The organism is Carboxydocella sporoproducens DSM 16521 (assembly GCF_900167165.1).
Lineage (GTDB): Bacteria > Bacillota.
The window spans coordinates 1-16,303 of record NZ_FUXM01000016.1 but is presented as its reverse complement, the minus strand read 5'-3'; the positions used below and the strand labels follow the sequence as shown (position 1 = coordinate 16,303).

General features: G+C 49.6%; 17 protein-coding genes and 1 riboswitch. Of the genes, 16 read left to right on the top strand and 1 reads right to left on the bottom strand.

Annotated elements, in window-relative coordinates:
* Positions 1-15: 15 nt before the first annotated feature.
* The 5 genes from pstB (at position 16) to B5D20_RS07345 (ending at position 3,343) form a co-directional block, all read left to right on the top strand.
* Positions 16-774, top strand: a complete 759-nt coding sequence (pstB, locus tag B5D20_RS07365) for a phosphate ABC transporter ATP-binding protein PstB (RefSeq protein WP_278308370.1) — start codon at positions 16-18, stop codon at positions 772-774.
* A gap of 30 nt (positions 775-804) precedes the next feature.
* Positions 805-1,470: a phosphate signaling complex protein PhoU gene (gene phoU, locus B5D20_RS07360; RefSeq protein WP_078665591.1), complete on the top strand. Its 666-nt coding sequence runs from the start codon at positions 805-807 to the stop codon at positions 1,468-1,470.
* Between the two features lie 11 nt (positions 1,471-1,481).
* On the top strand, positions 1,482-1,772 hold the full coding sequence (locus tag B5D20_RS07355) for a CC/Se motif family (seleno)protein (RefSeq protein ID WP_078665590.1): 291 nt from the start codon (positions 1,482-1,484) through the stop codon (positions 1,770-1,772).
* A gap of 77 nt (positions 1,773-1,849) precedes the next feature.
* Positions 1,850-3,034, top strand: coding sequence for an MFS transporter (locus B5D20_RS07350; protein WP_078665589.1), 1,185 nt, complete (start codon positions 1,850-1,852; stop codon positions 3,032-3,034).
* A 96-nt stretch (positions 3,035-3,130) separates the two neighbouring features.
* Complete coding sequence (locus B5D20_RS07345; protein ID WP_078665588.1) at positions 3,131-3,343, top strand: hypothetical protein; 213 nt, start codon at positions 3,131-3,133, stop codon at positions 3,341-3,343.
* Positions 3,344-3,367: 24 nt separating this feature from the next.
* On the opposite strand, the gene B5D20_RS07340 is transcribed toward B5D20_RS07345, so the two are convergent.
* Positions 3,368-3,577: a helix-turn-helix transcriptional regulator gene (locus B5D20_RS07340; RefSeq protein ID WP_078665587.1), complete on the bottom strand. Its 210-nt coding sequence runs from the start codon at positions 3,575-3,577 to the stop codon at positions 3,368-3,370.
* 206 nt (positions 3,578-3,783) lie between these two features.
* Here B5D20_RS07340 and B5D20_RS07335 point away from each other — a divergent pair, with 206 nt between their 5' ends.
* The 11 genes from B5D20_RS07335 to B5D20_RS07285 all read left to right on the top strand — a co-directional run.
* Positions 3,784-4,503, top strand: coding sequence for a 4Fe-4S dicluster domain-containing protein (locus tag B5D20_RS07335; RefSeq protein ID WP_078665586.1), 720 nt, complete (start codon positions 3,784-3,786; stop codon positions 4,501-4,503).
* A 15-nt stretch (positions 4,504-4,518) separates the two neighbouring features.
* Positions 4,519-7,719, top strand: a complete 3,201-nt coding sequence (locus B5D20_RS07330; RefSeq protein ID WP_078665585.1) for a molybdopterin-dependent oxidoreductase — start codon at positions 4,519-4,521, stop codon at positions 7,717-7,719.
* A gap of 16 nt (positions 7,720-7,735) precedes the next feature.
* Positions 7,736-8,152, top strand: coding sequence for a hypothetical protein (locus B5D20_RS07325; protein WP_078665584.1), 417 nt, complete (start codon positions 7,736-7,738; stop codon positions 8,150-8,152).
* Positions 8,153-8,181: 29 nt separating this feature from the next.
* Positions 8,182-9,402: a NapC/NirT family cytochrome c gene (locus B5D20_RS07320; protein ID WP_078665583.1), complete on the top strand. Its 1,221-nt coding sequence runs from the start codon at positions 8,182-8,184 to the stop codon at positions 9,400-9,402.
* A gap of 75 nt (positions 9,403-9,477) precedes the next feature.
* Positions 9,478-10,410: a substrate-binding domain-containing protein gene (locus tag B5D20_RS07315; protein WP_078665582.1), complete on the top strand. Its 933-nt coding sequence runs from the start codon at positions 9,478-9,480 to the stop codon at positions 10,408-10,410.
* Entirely contained in the window at positions 10,400-11,836 is a 1,437-nt protein-coding gene (locus B5D20_RS07310) for a HAMP domain-containing sensor histidine kinase (protein WP_078665581.1), read from the top strand. The genes B5D20_RS07315 and B5D20_RS07310 overlap by 11 nt, the downstream gene beginning before the upstream one ends.
* A complete protein-coding gene (locus B5D20_RS07305; RefSeq protein WP_078665580.1) occupies positions 11,829-12,467 on the top strand; it encodes a response regulator in 639 nt (212 codons plus the stop codon). The genes B5D20_RS07310 and B5D20_RS07305 overlap by 8 nt, the downstream gene beginning before the upstream one ends.
* Before the next feature lie 13 nt (positions 12,468-12,480).
* A complete protein-coding gene (locus B5D20_RS07300; RefSeq protein ID WP_078665579.1) occupies positions 12,481-13,452 on the top strand; it encodes a 4Fe-4S binding protein in 972 nt (323 codons plus the stop codon).
* A 44-nt stretch (positions 13,453-13,496) separates the two neighbouring features.
* Positions 13,497-13,630, top strand: a riboswitch (molybdenum cofactor riboswitch).
* Positions 13,631-13,692: 62 nt separating this feature from the next.
* Entirely contained in the window at positions 13,693-14,487 is a 795-nt protein-coding gene (modA, locus tag B5D20_RS07295; RefSeq protein WP_078665578.1) for a molybdate ABC transporter substrate-binding protein, read from the top strand.
* A complete protein-coding gene (locus B5D20_RS07290) occupies positions 14,484-15,272 on the top strand; it encodes an ABC transporter permease (protein ID WP_159071921.1) in 789 nt (262 codons plus the stop codon). The genes modA and B5D20_RS07290 overlap by 4 nt, the downstream gene beginning before the upstream one ends.
* Positions 15,265-16,303: ABC transporter ATP-binding protein (locus tag B5D20_RS07285; protein ID WP_078665576.1), on the top strand; the 1,039-nt coding region annotated here is incomplete at its 3' end. The genes B5D20_RS07290 and B5D20_RS07285, both read left to right, overlap by 8 nt.

Genomic DNA, 16,303 nt, shown 5'->3' with positions numbered 1-16,303 from the left:
ATGGGGGTAACAGCCGTGCAGGAAAATAAGTTTACTGTTCGCCAGCTTAATCTGTATTATGGCAGTTATCATGCCTTGCATGATATCAACATAGACATCGGAAAAAACCGGGTGACAGCCTTAATAGGACCATCTGGCTGTGGCAAATCAACTTTTTTGCGCACTTTGAACAGAATGAATGATATAATAGAGAATGTACGGATTGAGGGGGAAATCCTGTTAGATGGGCAAAATATTTATGCTCCGGAAACCGATGTGGTTCAATTGCGGAAAAGAGTGGGTATGGTCTTTCAACAGCCCAACCCTTTTCCCAAGTCCATCTATGATAATGTGGCCTATGCCCCCCGTATCCATGGCCTGAAGGATAAACGCAAGCTGGATGAGATTGTGGAAAAGAGTCTGAAAGGTGCAGCTCTCTGGGAAGAAGTTAAGGACCGTTTGCACAAACCGGCCCTGGGCCTTTCTGGCGGGCAGCAGCAGCGCCTTTGCATCGCTCGGGCCCTGGCCATTGAACCGGAAGTGCTGTTGATGGATGAACCCACTTCGGCCCTGGACCCTATTTCCACCATGCGCATCGAGGAGTTGATTCAGGAGCTGAAAGAGCGATATACTATTATTATTGTTACCCATAATATGCAACAGGCTGCTCGGATTTCAGATACTACCGCCTTTTTCCTCAGCGGGGATTTGATTGAGTTCGGGCCTACTGATGAGATTTTCACCAAACCGAAGGATAAAAGGACTGAGGATTACATCACCGGTCGCTTCGGTTAAGGTCAAGCATTCTGGAAGGGGTGTAGTAAAATGAGCGGTTCCGTTCGTCACAATTTTGATCAGGCCCTGGAAGAACTGCAAAAAGATATTTTGAGAATGGGTTCTATGGTGGAGACGGCAATCGTCAAAGCGGTGGAAAGTCTGGCTCGCCAGGATGTGAAAATGGCTCAGGAAGTCATCGATGGAGATGAAGCTATTGACCAGCTGGAAAAGGAAATCGATGACCGCTGCATGAAATTGATTGCTACCCAGCAGCCCATCGCCGGAGACCTGCGTAAAATCGGGGCCGGGCTCAAAATAATCGTAGACTTAGAGCGCATTGCTGACCACGCTACCGATATTGCCAAGGTGACCCTGCGTATGGCCAATCAGCCCTTGATCAAGCCTCTAATCGACATCCCCAAGATGGCCAAACTGGCCCAGGAGGAAGTGCGGGGCGTGCTGGACGCCTATGTACGTGGGGATGTGGAGCTGGCCAAGGAAACCTGCAAAAAGGATGATGAAATCGATCGCCTTTACCGGCTGGTCTTTGATGAGCTGGTGGAGATAATGCAAAAAGATCCATCTACCATCACTCAGGCCACTCATCTGCTCTTTGTGGCCCGCTACCTGGAGCGAATAGGCGACCATGCCACCAACATCGGTGAAGGAGTTATCTACCTGGAAACCGGTGAGAGAGAGGATTTGAACCGGTAAGGAGGATCAAGGTGGAGATATTGCTGAGTCAGGAGGCGCTGCATGAACTGAGACAGAGGGGGAAAGTGCTGACAATATTTCAAGGGGAATACTCCGGTTGCTGTGTGGGCAAAGTGCCAGCTTTGATGGCCGATGCCCGTCGGCCTTTGGAACAGCTGGAGCAATATGAGCTTTTCCAGGTTGAAGATGTCAAAATTTATCTTGACAAAAAAATAATCGGTGCCATCAATGGACTGAAAATTGATATCCAGGGTCTATGGAAGTTGAAGAACTGGACTGTTACTCCTACTACTACCAGGTAGGAGTATTTTTTATAGACTTTTTAATGAAATAGCAATATAATAATATTGTAATATCACGATACGAGGAGTGATTGAGGATGGATCTGAGAAAAATTATTATTATTCTAGGATTAGCCGGTTTTACAGTCATGGCTGATAACTGGGTGGTTTCTCCCATTCTGCCGGCTATCGCCAGAGACATAGGAGTATCCGCTACTGCTGCTGGATTATTGATCACCTCATACATGATCCCTTTCGGATTGTTTCAATTGATTTTCGGGCCCCTTGCAGACCGCTACGGGAAAAAACAAATTCTGACCTTTGCCATGTTTTTCTTCACTTTCGCCACCGCATTAACAGCAATGGGAAGAGGGCTGGCTGATTTAGCATTTTACCGTGCCCTGACCGGTATTTTTGCTGCCTCAGTTATGCCAATTTCGTTAGCCTTAATCGGAGATCTTTTTCCCCTCTCGGAGCGCCAGGCAGCAATTGGAAGCTTTATGGGCATTTCTTTTTTAGGCCAGGGAATTAGTATGGCCTTAGGTGGGACAATAGCTTACTGGCTAAACTGGCGAGGGGTTTTCTGGGTATATACAGTGGTGGCAGCTTTTGTTACTTTTCTTTTTCTGACAACAGGTAAAAAAATTCCCTCATCCAAAAATCCGGAAAGCCAGTTTCTAACTCCCTACCTGAAGCTGCTTAGTACTGGAAAGAGCCTGGCAGTATATGTTATAGTTTTACTGGAAGGTATGTTTTTACTGGGATCATTCTCCTATCTGGGAGCCTTTATTGAAGATAATTATCACTATAACTACCTGGCTATCGGCTTATTGATGACCTTCTTTGGGATAGCAGCTGTTATTGGCGGCCGTTTAAGCGGTAAGTTGGCGGGTAAATATGGCAGGAAGAAAATACTTTTGACCGGTTTGAGTTTAGCTGCTCTGGCTGATCTAGCTTTTATCCTTGGAGCCAGGCAGCTACCCCTGTTGATTGCCGGAATCACTATGCTGGGCCTCGGTTTTATGCTGGCACATTCAACCTTATTGACGATGGCAACGGAGTTTGCCGTACAGGCTAGAGGGGCGGCCATGTCACTGGTAGCATTTTGTTTTATGGGAGGAGGTGGCATTGGGACAGCTGCAGGAGGAAAGTTACTCAAGTCAGTTGATTTTATGAATTTCTATGCCATTTACGGGACTGCCTTAGTAGCATTAGTTTTGCTTGCACTACTGCTGGTAAAGGGCCAGGAAGCTGTGGTGGTGGGAAAGGGGGAAGATTTTTAGGGATAATCCCCATTAAAACTAGGGATTTTGCTGATTTTCACTTGAGCTATCTCGGGAGATAATAAAAGTGAGATAAGACTCAAGTGAGGTGAGTATATGCTGGCCTTCAAGTTTGGACTGACCTGTAAATTTTGTGGAACAGTGCATAGAGATACTGAGAATGTTCTAATCTTGCGTGAACAATTTTCCGGACGCAAGAAGTTTGTCTGTCAGCGCTGTGGTCATCGGCTGATTGTACCCAGTGCTTCTCCGAAAGAATTCAAGACCAACCTGCAACAATTACAGGTAGATGCGCCCTGGCACATATAGAAAGCGGCAGCTTGAGCTGCCGCTTTAGTCTTGCCCTTCTACTGATGCAATACCGTATTTTTCAAAGTGACGTCGCAAGCGGGTAATAGTGGTCGGGGGCACACCCATTTCACTTGCGATTTCCTCATCACTGCGTCCGCGTTTGATGCCGGCCAGCAGGCGGTCCAAATTAACTCCTGTTTCAGCACACATCTCCTTGAGGGCAGGTTGGGTATCCCAGGGGGCTCCTCTCATCACTATCTACCTCCTCTCTTAATTAATATTTGAAAATAGGATGAAATTATACATACAAAATAGGGGAAATCCCTAAGGTCTGTTCAGTTTTTTTAGGGTATCATACCGATTATTTTATTATCAATTATTTTTTATAATGGAATCAGGGTAAGCTTGCCGAGTTTGCAATCGTTTTCTCAAACACTTTCAATGAGGAGGGAAAAAGTATGAGCTCAAGCGTAAGCGGTGACAAACTGCTGATAATGCAGGAAGATGTGAAGCGAGCGCTGGCCAGGCCCCTGAGTCAGCGGCAGTGGGCAATGGTAATTGATTTAAAAAAATGCGCTGGCTGCCACGCTTGTACCATCGCCTGTATTGCGGAAAACGTGCTTCCGCCCCATGTCATCTATCGGCCCGTGCTTGAACAGGAAAGCGGGGTATTTCCCAATGTTAAGAAACAATTTATTCCTAGGCCTTGTATGCATTGCGATAAACCACCCTGTGTGCCGGCCTGCCCTGTGGGGGCGACTTTTAAGCAGGCGGATAAAGTGGTGGCGGTAAACTATGAAAAATGCATCGGCTGTGGCCGCTGTGTAACTGCCTGCCCCTATTCTGCCCGTGCTCTCGATGATGGCAGTTTCTATACCGAAGGCACACCTGCCGTCCAGGGCTATGAAAAACGGCCCAATTTCGAGTACAACCAGCAGTGGAAAAGGGACAGCGCCTTTGCCGCCCCTAAAGGCAGAGCCAGAAAATGCACCTTCTGCATCCATCGCGTAAGCCAGGGCTTATTGCCGGCCTGTACTGTCACCTGTGTTGGCCGGGCCACCTACTTTGGCGATCTGGCTGACCCCAATGCTCTTGTTAGCAAACTGCTGAAGCAGCGCAAATATATGCGCCTGTTAGAGAATAAAGGAACAAATCCCCGCGTCTATTATTTGCTGTAAAGGAGGGAAGCGAACATGGATATAAACAGAAGAGATTTCCTGAAAACTTCTGCTCTGCTTGGTGGGGTAGCGGTCCTGGCCGGACAAGCGGAGCCGTTGACGGAGGCCGTAGCAGCTACGGGAAAACCACAGGACAAATATCCGCTGGATAATCCGGAAAATATTATTTACTCCGTCTGCTTGCAATGCAATACCGGCTGTGGTATTAAAGTCAAGCTACTCAACGGTCAGGCAGTTAAAATCGATGGTAACCCCTACAGCCCCTGGACCATGTACCCCAGCATCAAATATGCTACCGATATTAAAGAGGCAGCAAAAATCGATGGAGCTATCTGTCCCAAGGGTCAGTCGGGTATTCAAACAGTCTATGATCCCTATCGTATTCGCCGGGTGCTCAAGCGTGCCGGCAAGCGGGGCAGCAACAAGTGGGTTTCCATTCCTTTTTCCCAGGCAATTAAAGAAATCGTCTATGGCGGTAAATTGTTCGCCAGTGTACCTGGGGAAGAAAACCGGGTAGTACCAGGCTTGATGGATGTTTGGGCCCTGCGCGACCCGCAGGTGGCGAAAGCGATGGCTGCCGATGTGGAGAACCTCTGGAACAAGAAAATGACCCTGGCGGAGTTCCAGAGCAAATGGGCCGACCATCTGGATAAACTGATCGATCCTGCTCACCCTGATCTGGGTCCAAAAAACAACCAGTTTGTCTTCGCCTGGGGCCGGCTCAAAGGGGGCCGCAGTGAATTTATCAAGCGTTTCACCAATGACGGTCTGGGCTCCATCAACACCCATGGCCATACCACCGTCTGTCAGGGTTCCCTCTACTTTACCGGCAAGGCGATGAGCGAACAGTATGCCTTTGACAGTAAAAAAGGCAAAGTGGACTGGACCGGTGGTGACAAGTTTTACTGGCAGGCTGATACCCCCAATTCGGAGTTCATCCTGTTTGTTGGGGCATCACCCTTTGAGGCCAACTACGGTCCAGCCCAGCGGATACCGAAAATCACCGAAGGCCTGGAGTGCGGGCGTTTGAAAATTGCGGTTGTGGACCCGCGTTACAATAAAGCTGCCAGCAAAGCCTGGAAATGGCTGCCCAACAAACCGGGTACCGAAGCAGCTGTTGCCCTGGCTATGATCAACTGGATTATCAGCAACAACAAGTATGATGCCAGATACCTGGCCAATGCCAACAAAGCGGCAGCCACGGCAGATGGGGAACCGACCTGGTCCAATGCCAGCTGGCTGGTGAAAATAGTGGATGGCAAGCCGACGGAATTCCTGCGGGGCTCCGAGATCGGTCTGCCCAAGATCAGCAAGAGCGAGACCATCAGCGGCACCACCTATGACTATGAACTGGATCCTCTGGTAGTCTGGAAGGATGGGCAGCCGGTAGCCGTTGATCCCAACAGCACTGCCGAGGCGGTCGAGGGCGAGCTGGATGTGGAGACCACAATCAATGGCATTACCGTCAAGAGCTCCTTCCGACTTCTGAAGGATCACGCTCTCAGCAAGACCATTGATGAGTGGGCCGATATTTGCGGACTGGAGCCGGAAGACCTGATCGCCCTGGCCCGGGAATTCACCTCTCACGGTAAAAAAGCAGCTGCCGATGTTCACCGGGGTGTTTCCCAGCACACCAATGGTTTCTATAATGTTGGAGTGTGGATGTCCCTCAACCTGCTGATCGGTAACTTTGACTGGAAGGGCGGCATGATTAAGGCTTCCACCTATAACTATGATGGGACCAAGACTGGCAAACCCTTTGACATGACCAAGAACCCTGGCAAAATCGCCAACTTTGGTATTAGCAGCATCAGGCACAATGTGAAATATGAAAATACCACCATATTCAATGGCTATCCGGCCAAGCGGCACTGGTATACCCTGGCCTCGGATGTCTATCAGGAAATCATTCCATCAATCGGTGACGCCTACCCCTATCCGGTGAAGGTGTTGTTCCAGTATATGGGTTCACCGGTTTACTCACTGCCAGGTGGGCATAAGAACATCGAAGTACTGTCGGATGTTAACAAGCTGCCTTTATATGTGGCCTTCGATATTGTTGTCGGGGAAAGCTCTATGTATGCCGACTATATCTTCCCGGATCTGACTTATCTGGAGCGCTGGGAATTCCACGGTTCCCATCCCAATGTGGCCCAGAAAGTACAGCCTGTAAGACAGCCGGCAATTGCCCCCCTGACGGAAAAAGTGACTGTGTTTGGTCAGACCATGCCCATTTCACTGGAAACGGTACTGCTGGCCATCGCTGAAGAGATGAAGCTGCCCGGTTTTGGCACCGATGCCTTTGGGCCGGGGCGCCACCTAAAACACCAGGATGATATGTATATTCCTATGCTAGCCAATTTAGCTTTCGGCGATGATGCTACCGGCAAGGAAACTGTACCTGAAGCCAGTGCTGAAGAAATCGCTGTCTTCTATGCTGCCCGCAAGCATCTGCCCAAAGAAGTTTTTGACCCGCAGCGCTGGCAGGCCCTGGTGGGAGAAAGCTGGTTCAAGCGCATTATTTATCTGCTGAACCGGGGCGGTTTGTATCAGGACTTCGAGAAGGCCTATGATGGCGAGAAAGTAAAAAATAAATATGGCAAGCAGATCAACCTTTATCAGGAAAAAACATACAAGACCAAGAACTCGATGACAGGGAAAGCCTTCCCAGGGCTACCCCAGTATATCCGGCCATATGCCGATGCGCTGGGACGGCCGATCAATGATCTCAGTGAAGGATATAACCTTACCCTGATCACCTACAAGGATATTCTCCATACCAAGAGCCGGACAGCCAGCAACTACTGGAACCTGGCGGTAGAAAGCGAAAACTATATCTGGGTTAATCCCAGGGATGCCTACCGCTATGGCCTGAAAACGGGGGATCGGGTCAAGATCGTATCCGCTTCCAATACCAGCGGGGTCTGGGACCTGAAAAACGGCCAGAAGAAAGAGATGATCGGTAAAGTCAAAGTAACGGAAGGCATCCGCGATGGAGTTATCGCCTTCAGTCTGGGCTGGGGCCACTGGTCCTACGGCTCACAGGATGTCACCGTTGATGGTAAAGTAATCAAGGGCGACAGCCGCCGCCGTCAGGGTGTCCATGGCAATGCCGCCATGAGGTTGGACCCGGTAATTAACAATACCTGTATCAGCGACCTCGCCGGAGGCTCTGCGGTATTCTACGACACCAGAGTCAAACTGGTCAAGGTTTAAGAAGGGGGGTTGTGACATGAAAAAGTGGATTTCCATCGTACTCTTTGGACTGCTCCTGGCGGCTTTCGTAACTATTTATCAGCAGGACAATGTGGCAGATGCGCGGCCCAGCCGGGGTGGTAACTGTCTGGCCTGTCACACTCCCAGCCCGGCCAAAACCGCTACAACCAGCAAGAGCACTACCAGTACCAGCAAAGCTCAAGGCAAAGGTCCCCATAGTGCCAGTTTCCTGGCCAAACACGGCAGCACTGTGGTCAAACAGGGGGCGAATAGCTGTCTGAAATGCCATGGCAACACCAACTTCTGTGCCTCCTGTCATGCGAAAAAGGTAAAACCCCAGTCCTGGGCCACCAAGCATCAGAATGTACAGAAATACACCGACAAACTCAGCTGTGCCCAGTGTCACTCCTGGGCTAAACGGGGCGCTCAATAGCGCCCCGGGCTCAAGGGAGGGGATGCTAAATGCAAAATAAGCGGTTGCTATTGATTGTTCTCTTTTCGCTGGTAGGTATAGTGATCTTTACAGGCGGTGCGGTTTATTATACCGGGCAGACTGATTTCTGCAACAATTGTCATATCATGGATAAATACTATGATTCATGGAAGCTATCCACGCACCAGCAGGTGCATTGTTATGACTGTCATACCGACCCGGGCGCAATTGGGCTAGCTAAGGCCAAGATCAATGGTCTCAGGGAACTGACGGTAACAGTGATGCAATTAGACGCCAATCCCCGGGAAGATGTACCTTCAGCCCGCTGCCAGGTCTGTCACGATAAATGGCCACAGCAGTTGAAAAAACTGCCTGGTATCAGTTTCGACCATCAGACCCATATGCAAAAGGCAAAGCTTGATTGCGCCACCTGTCATGCCAAACTGGTACATGGACAGCCCAAGCCGCTGAAAATGAAAGATTGTCTGGAGTGTCATAAGTCCAAAGGTCAGGGCAAAGCGCCGGTGGATAACTGCAGTCAGTGCCACCAGGATAGGAAACAACTGAAACCGGAGACTCACACTCAGCAGACCTGGGCAGTTGAACACGGCAGAGCCTACCTGGCCAATCAGAAGGCCTGTCTGGACTGTCACCAGAAAGGTGTAGAAAATCAACTCTGCGCTCAGTGTCACCGGGTAACAATGCCCCACCCTCAGGGCTGGCTGGCCCAGCATACTACTCAGGTTAAACAGACCGGCAATGCTGCCGATTGTCTCAAATGCCATGAGGCCACCGTCACAGCCGGAACCAAAAAAGCTGTTTCCTGTCAGAGCTGTCATGGTTTGACCATGCCTCATCCTCAGAACTGGCAGCAAACTCATGGCCAGGGGTTGAAAACGACCCAGACGTGTGCTCTCTGCCATTCTTCGCAAAACCCGGTTAACCCGGGTGCCAGCTGGGCCAAACCGGACTTTTGCAGTAGCTGTCACCAGAAAACCAATCCCCATCCAGGTAACTGGCTACCAGTCCAGCATGCCCAGGCCAGTCGGGCTACAGGTGCTAACTGTACCCTTTGTCACCAGGGCTCAGCTCAACCCATCAATAACCGTTTCTGTAACAGCTGTCATCAGAAAACCAATCCTCATGACCAGAGCTGGATAGGGACCCATGGTGGGGTTGCATTCAGTCGACTGAATGATTGCCGCACCTGCCATAATCTCCAGTCTTATTGTGCTAAATGTCATGACTAATGTACTATTGCAGGAGGAGGCGGTTGGACTCCTCCTGCTCTGCTATCATTTGGTATCTCCATTCCGGTTCTAAAAATGTTATACTTAATACTGGGTGATATTATGAAAAAATATTTTCTAAGTATAATTGTTTTGATACTTTTCCTGAGCGGCTGTGGAACAGACTTGCCCCGAGTTCGCTGGGATGTACTGGAGCCTGTTCCTCAGGAAAAAAGGGAGACAACCGCATTGCGAGTGGCGGTCTCTTCTATGACTTCGCCCCGGGAAACCTATTTTCTTTATCAGGAAATGATTGAAGAACTAGGCCGGGAACTGGGGATGCCGGTAGTGTTTATCCAGAAGGCTTCCTATAAGGAAGTTAATGATTTACTAAGAGATAAACAGGTTGATATTGCATTTATCTGCTCTTATGCCTATGTAATGGGAAAGAAAGAATTCGGATTGGAGTTACTGGCGGTTCCCAGAATAAATGGCAAAAATACTTACCAGGGGTATATTATAGTAAGAAAAGATGGGAATATAAACAGTTTTTCAGACCTAAAAGATAAGCGTTTTGCTTTTACCGATCCTATGTCCTTTACAGGGTATTTTTATCCATTGGCACTTTTACGACAACAACATACTGATCCCGCACGATTTTTTGCTGAAACCTATTTTATGGGCAGCCATGATAATGCCATCAAAGCAGTGGCTCAGGGCTTGGTAGACGGCGCAGCAGTAGATGGGCTAATCTATGAATATATGGCAGCCAAGGACAGGAGTATCAGGGCCAATACCAGCATTATCAATGTTTCTCCAGCGGCCGGGATGCCACCACTGGTGGCCCGGCCAGGGCTTGATGCGAAATTGAAAGAAAGAATTGCTGAAATCATGTTGAATTTGCATCAACGCCAGGACGGACAGGCAATTTTACGCAGATTACAGATTGAAAGGTTTGAGCCTGGCAATGATCAGGATTATGAGGTTATTCGAAAATTAGCCCAGCAGGTGAAAAACAATGGATATTAAAAAAATCAGTCTGTCCGGTAAAATAATTATCATGATCATTGCCCTGATTTTTCTTACTGCTGTTTTTGCCTTTTTTGATGTGCAGATGACCCTGCATAAAATAATGGGGCAGCAATTAACCCAGCGGGGGATTTCCATCGGCAGGGACCTGGCCGCCCGCAGTGCTGATTTGCTTTTTACCCGTAATCTCTATGCTCTGGATGAGCTGTTAAAAGATACACGCCAGAATAACCAGGACATTAAGTACATTCTGGTCTTTGATCAGAAAGGTAATCTGGTACACAGCACCTTTGGCCGTCGCCTGCCGGCAGGTTTAAGGAATATAAACTCTATTCGACCAGGGCAGGAAAAAAATATCGTGGTTTTTTCCAGTCCGGACGGATTGATTAAAGACATTGCCATCCCTATTCTGGAAGGAAGCGCAGGCTGGGTAAGGGTTGGTATGACAGAATATTATCTGCAGGAAGGCCTAAAACATGTCAGCAGCCGGCTTTTGTTGACTACCGGTGGAGTGAGCTTTTTTGGGATATTAATGGCGATCTGGCTAACCGGGGTGGTTACCAAACCCTTAAAGCGCCTGGTACACGCTACCCAGGAAGTGGCAGCAGGTAATTTGGCCATTCAGGTACCGGTAGAAAACAGCGGTGATGACCTGGCCAGTCTTACTGCGGCTTTCAATGAGATGGTGGCCAAAATTCGGCAAAACCAGCTACAACTACAACAATATAGCGAGGAATTGCGCCAAAAAGAAATTATCCGTCAGCAATTACTGGCCAAACTAATTGCAGCTCAGGAAGAAGAGCGGAAACGGATCGCCCGGGAGTTACATGATCAGGCCAGTCAGAGCCTGACATCCTTGAAAGTAGCATTACGCACTTTTTATCAGCAGGAAAAAGAACCGGAACATCTTCAGTATTTGGCGGAAATTCTGGGAATGACTGATAATGTCCTGGACGAGTTGCGCTCTCTGGCGTTAGAATTGAGACCCAGCGTTCTGGATGATCTGGGACTGGAGGAAGGGCTTAAATTTTATCTTAAACAATGGGGGGAGAGACACCGGATTGATGTTGACCTGCTCATCGATGGGCTGGATAAAAGGCTACCGATTCATATAGAAACAGCTGTTTACAGAATTATCCAGGAAGCTCTGACCAATATCGCCAAACATGCACAGGCTGAAAATGTCAGTATCGTTGTTAGGCGGGAAGAAAAACAATTGAAAGTAATAATCGAAGATGATGGCCAGGGTTTTTGTCTGGATGAAGCTCTGGAAAACAATATCTTCAAGAAAAAACTAGGGCTGTTTGGTATGCAGGAAAGAGCTACACTGCTGGGGGGAGAATTTCAAATTGAGACTGAGCCGGGACAGGGGTGTAGTATATATCTCCGCTTGCCGCTGTTGGAGGGGAGCGAGGTAAATGATTAAAATTTTACTGGTAGATGATCATGCTGTATTGCGCTCGGGTTTAAAAATGTTAATTGGAGCTCAAAAGGATATGCTAGTAGTTGGTGAAGCAGCTACGGCAGAAGAAGCTCTGGATTTGGCCTTAACCCTGGATTTTGATCTAGCCCTGGTTGATTTGAGCATGCCAGGTATGGGCGGGATTGCGCTGGTAGAGCAGTTGTCGAAGTTGAATCCTGCGTGCCGGGTGCTTGTCCTGACTATGCATGAAGATGAAGGGTATGTAAAGAGGGTGTTACAGGCCGGAGCTCATGGCTATCTGCTGAAAAAGGCAGCTGATATTGAGCTGCTTTCAGCTATTCGCAGTGTTTATGAAGGCAAAATTTTTGTTGATCCGGCTATTGCTGGGTTTTTGCTGAAAGAACTAGCGGGTCGCAAACCGGAGAAAGAACGGAAAGATCCTCTTTTAACCGAACGGGAAAGAGAAGTCCTGGCTTTGATCGCCCGGGGCTATACCAACAAAGAAATTGCCGACCAGCTTTTCATCAGTGTAAAAACAGTGGAAGTATATAAAGCTAAACTGAAAGAAAAACTGCGGGCAAAAGGGCGGTCTGAACTGGTTCGCGCAGCCCGGGAACTGGGGATTAGCCCTTGATAGGAGTGAGAGTATGCCGGCACAAATTGATTCAGGAAAATGTTTGCGCCGATATCGCAATCAGGCTTGCCGGGTGTGTCTGGAAAACTGCCCTGGTCAGGCGATTCAGTTAGTAAATGGCTTGCCGGTGGTCGAAAAGCAGGGTTGTCAAAATTGCGGTTTCTGCCGGGCCCAGTGTCCCACCGCTGCAGCCAGCGGTTCAACCTGGCTGCAGGCCCCGGTGTTGGCCTGCCAGGAAACGGGACCTGTCGAGGGGGCTATTAATATACCCTGTCTAGCAGTGCTTACTGTCGAGGAAATTTTAGACTGGCTGGAAAAACACGGAGAAGAAAGACTGGAGATACATTGCGGCGATTGTGAAAGCTGTGCCTGCTCCAACTGGCGTATCTATGCGGAGAAAACCCGGCAGCAGGTTAAAGACTGGTTAAGGGCTACGGGCTGGCAGGAACGGTGTCAGTTTAAAATTTCACCGAAAGAGAAAAAACTGGGTCGACGGGCGCTTTTTTCCTGGCTTAGCCTGAAACTGCTGGAAAAGGTGGAACAGGTACTGAAGGACTCCGGGGAAAACAAGCCCCGTCCCAGCTGGTCCAACCTGTTACCCCGATTACCGGAAGCGGCCTGGCAACGCAGTGCGGAGATACTGGCAGTTGATCCCGGTAAATGTGATCAGTGTGGTGTTTGTATCCGGGTCTGTCCACAGCAAGCCTTTTTTAGTGAAGTGGATGGTAAAACCAGACGGCTATTGTGGCAGGGGAGTAAATGCCGGGATTGTCATGTATGTAGCGGTCTCTGTCCTGTGCGGGCGTTAAGCTGGCAGCCCGGATCATGGAAGGAGAGAATAAAACCGATAATATTAAAGGAAATACCAGTAATATACTGTCAGGTTTGCGGCCAGGTGATATCCTCGACCAGGGAAGGAAAATGCCCTGCCTGTATCAAAAAACAGAACCTGCTGCAAGAAATAAATTTCACTTTCACAGCTTAAGCAGGAAAATGTGTTTTTCTGTCGAAAATACACAGGCAAAGAAAATAAATAAATAACTCCGAGCCCGGAAAGCCTAAGGCTGAAAGCTATGGCGCCGGGACGACCGCTTGCCGGTCCGGGGTAGCCGGGGAAACCTGACTGCCTCCCCTGTTTGGAAAGGAGTTTCGTTTGGACACTTTTCTTTTCAACAGGGGGAAAAGTGTCTTTTTATTTAGCGCAAAAGGACAAGGAGGTTAGAGTATGCAATCAAGAAAAACCGTTTTGCTCCTGGTGTTCATGTTACTGGCCGGCATCCTAACTGGCTGTACCACAGCTCAAAAGGCAAAAGAGCCCCTGACCATTTTTGCCGGCTCAGCGGTAAAACCGCCCCTGGAAGAAGTGGTCCAGGCCTTTACTGCCCGGACCGGTATCCCGGTGCAGGCCAGTTATGGTGGTTCTGGTACCATGTTATCCCAGATGTTGCTGGCCCAAAAGGGTGACCTTTACATCCCGGGCTCCCATGATTTTATGGATATAGCAGAAACCAAACAGGCAGTCAAACCGGAAAGCAGAAAAATTGTCGCCTACCTGGTTCCAGCTATTGTAGTGCCCAAAGGCAACCCCAAAGGCATCAAGACCCTGGCGGACCTGGCCCGGCCGGGTGTGAAAGTGGGCATTGCCGAACCGAAAACCGTCTGTTTAGGCCTTTATGCTAAGGATATTTTTGCCAAAAACGGGCTGACGGCTGCGATCGAAAAAAACATCGTCGTTACTCCTAAAAGCTGTGAGGATACCGCAACGGTTGCTGCTTTAAACCAGGTAGATGCAGTTATCGGCTGGACGGTATTTGATAACTGGAATCCCGAGAAACTGGAAGTAATTCCCCTGCCAAAAGAACAGCTGGTCAAGATCGGCAATATTCCGGTGGCCATCAGCCGCTTCAGCCAGCAGCCGGAAACAGCACAGAAATTTATTGATTTCCTCACCTCAGAACGGGGAAAGGAAATCTTCCGAAAACATGGTTATGCGGTAGATGAGAAGGAAGTGAAATTTTGAGAGACAGCTTTGAGCGAGTAGCCAGAATTAATCTGCTGTTCTACCTCTTTTTTGTGGCTGCCTTGCTGGGGGCGATTGCCTTCAATATCCGGCCGGCAGCCCTGGTTCAGGCTTTTCTTTCCCCTGAAGTGCTGTTCGCCGTTCGCCTCAGTTTGCTGACAGCTACAACTACCACCATCATAAGCCTGGTTCTGGCTTTGCCTGCAGCTTATTTTCTGGCTCGCCGGCAATTTCCCGGCCGTAGCTTGCTGGAAACATTTCTGGATCTGCCCCTGGTACTACCTCCCATTGTGGGAGGTGTTGCCCTGCTTCTCTTCTTCCGTAGCCCCCTGGGGCGATGGCTGGAGGGCATGGGCCTTTCCCCGGTTTTTACTGCTGGAGGTGTCATTCTGGCCCAGTTTACGGTGGTAGCAACCTACGCCTTGCGCTTATTGAAAACCACCTTTGAGACTATCGATCCTCGTCTGGAACAGGTGGCCCGTACCCTGGGCTGTAATAGCGGGCAGGTTTTCCGGCGGGTAACCCTGCCCCTGGCCCGGCCGGGCATCCTGGCCACCACTGTGATCACCTGGGCCAGAGCCCTGGGGGAATTCGGGGCTACTGTTACCTTTGCCGGTGCTACCCGGTTTAAGACGGAAGTTTTGCCTACCGCTATTTATCTCAGTCTATCTTCAGTGGATATAGATCAAACAGTGGCACTGGCCCTGATTCTAATCTTCCTGGCGCTTCTGGCCCTCTGGTTGTTGCGACTGGCAGCCGGGATAGGGAGGGAAAACAGTGATTAGACTGGAAAATATCCGGGTAACCCGGGGCAAATTCCGCCTGGAAGTGCCTGGACTTCATGTTCACAGGGGCGAGTATTTTGTTTTGCTGGGTCCCTCGGGACAGGGTAAAACCGTCTTGCTGGAAACCATTGCCGGGTTGCAGTTGCCGGAAACAGGGCGCGTTTTTTTGCAGGAGCGGGATGTCAGCGGCCTGCCACCGGAGAAGCGACAGATTGCCTATGTACCCCAGGATTATGCCCTTTTTCCCCATTTAACCTGTCGGGAAAATATCGCTTTTGCCGCATCCCGGGAGGAGGCCTATTACTGGGCAGAAAGGCTGGGAATAACCTGCTTGCTGGACCGCTATCCCCTGCGCTTGAGTGGAGGGGAAAGACAGCGGGTAGCCCTGGCCCGTGCCCTGGCGGCGGGTAGCCGGATTTTACTGCTGGATGAACCGCTGGCGGCACTGGATCCCCAGACCCGGGCCGAGTTCTGGCTATTACTGAAAAGGTTGCAACGGGAACAGCACCTGACCGTCATTCATGTTTGTCATGATTTCACCGAGGCTTATGTGCTGGCTGAGCGGATTGGTATTATCAACCAGGGCAAACTGGTTCAGGTCGGCAGCAAGGAGGAAGTCTTTCAGCATCCCGTTACAGAGGAGATTGCCCGCTTCGTTGGTATGAGCAACCTCTTCCCGGCACTGGTTGAAGCCCACAGTGAAACGGAGACCGTTCTTAACTGGCAGGGCTGGCAACTGCGGGTGACAGGAAATTGGCCGGTGACGGCAGGTCAAATGGTGAAATTCGGCATCAGGCCGGAAAATGTGATGCTGGTACGGCCGGAACGCCAGCTATCCGCCAATCTGGGGGAAAATATAGTGGAAGGGACCATTGTGGAGGAGATGGCCCGGGGTACCACCTATTTGCTCTGGGTGGAAATTGGTTGTCCAAATCAGGCCACAGAGAGGATGCTTATTGATTTACCCCGCCATGTTTATAACCGCCTGGAACTGGCTACCCGGCGGCAGCAGCGGCTGAGTTTGAAAAAAA

Bases quoted from the DNA above. Each gene is read 5' to 3' on its own strand.
- phoU (WP_078665591.1), top strand. From the start codon at position 805: ATGAGCGGTTCCGTTCGTCACAATTTTGATCAGGCCCTGGAAGAACTG.
- B5D20_RS07350 (WP_078665589.1), top strand. From the start codon at position 1,850: ATGGATCTGAGAAAAATTATTATTATTCTAGGATTAGCCGGTTTTACA.
- B5D20_RS07345 (WP_078665588.1), top strand. From the start codon at position 3,131: ATGCTGGCCTTCAAGTTTGGACTGACCTGTAAATTTTGTGGAACAGTG.
- B5D20_RS07340 (WP_078665587.1), bottom strand. From the start codon at position 3,577: ATGAGAGGAGCCCCCTGGGATACCCAACCTGCCCTCAAGGAGATGTGT.
- B5D20_RS07335 (WP_078665586.1), top strand. From the start codon at position 3,784: ATGAGCTCAAGCGTAAGCGGTGACAAACTGCTGATAATGCAGGAAGAT.
- B5D20_RS07330 (WP_078665585.1), top strand. From the start codon at position 4,519: ATGGATATAAACAGAAGAGATTTCCTGAAAACTTCTGCTCTGCTTGGT.
- B5D20_RS07325 (WP_078665584.1), top strand. From the start codon at position 7,736: ATGAAAAAGTGGATTTCCATCGTACTCTTTGGACTGCTCCTGGCGGCT.
- B5D20_RS07320 (WP_078665583.1), top strand. From the start codon at position 8,182: ATGCAAAATAAGCGGTTGCTATTGATTGTTCTCTTTTCGCTGGTAGGT.
- B5D20_RS07315 (WP_078665582.1), top strand. From the start codon at position 9,478: ATGTTATACTTAATACTGGGTGATATTATGAAAAAATATTTTCTAAGT.
- B5D20_RS07310 (WP_078665581.1), top strand. From the start codon at position 10,400: ATGGATATTAAAAAAATCAGTCTGTCCGGTAAAATAATTATCATGATC.
- B5D20_RS07305 (WP_078665580.1), top strand. From the start codon at position 11,829: ATGATTAAAATTTTACTGGTAGATGATCATGCTGTATTGCGCTCGGGT.
- B5D20_RS07300 (WP_078665579.1), top strand. From the start codon at position 12,481: ATGCCGGCACAAATTGATTCAGGAAAATGTTTGCGCCGATATCGCAAT.
- modA (WP_078665578.1), top strand. From the start codon at position 13,693: ATGCAATCAAGAAAAACCGTTTTGCTCCTGGTGTTCATGTTACTGGCC.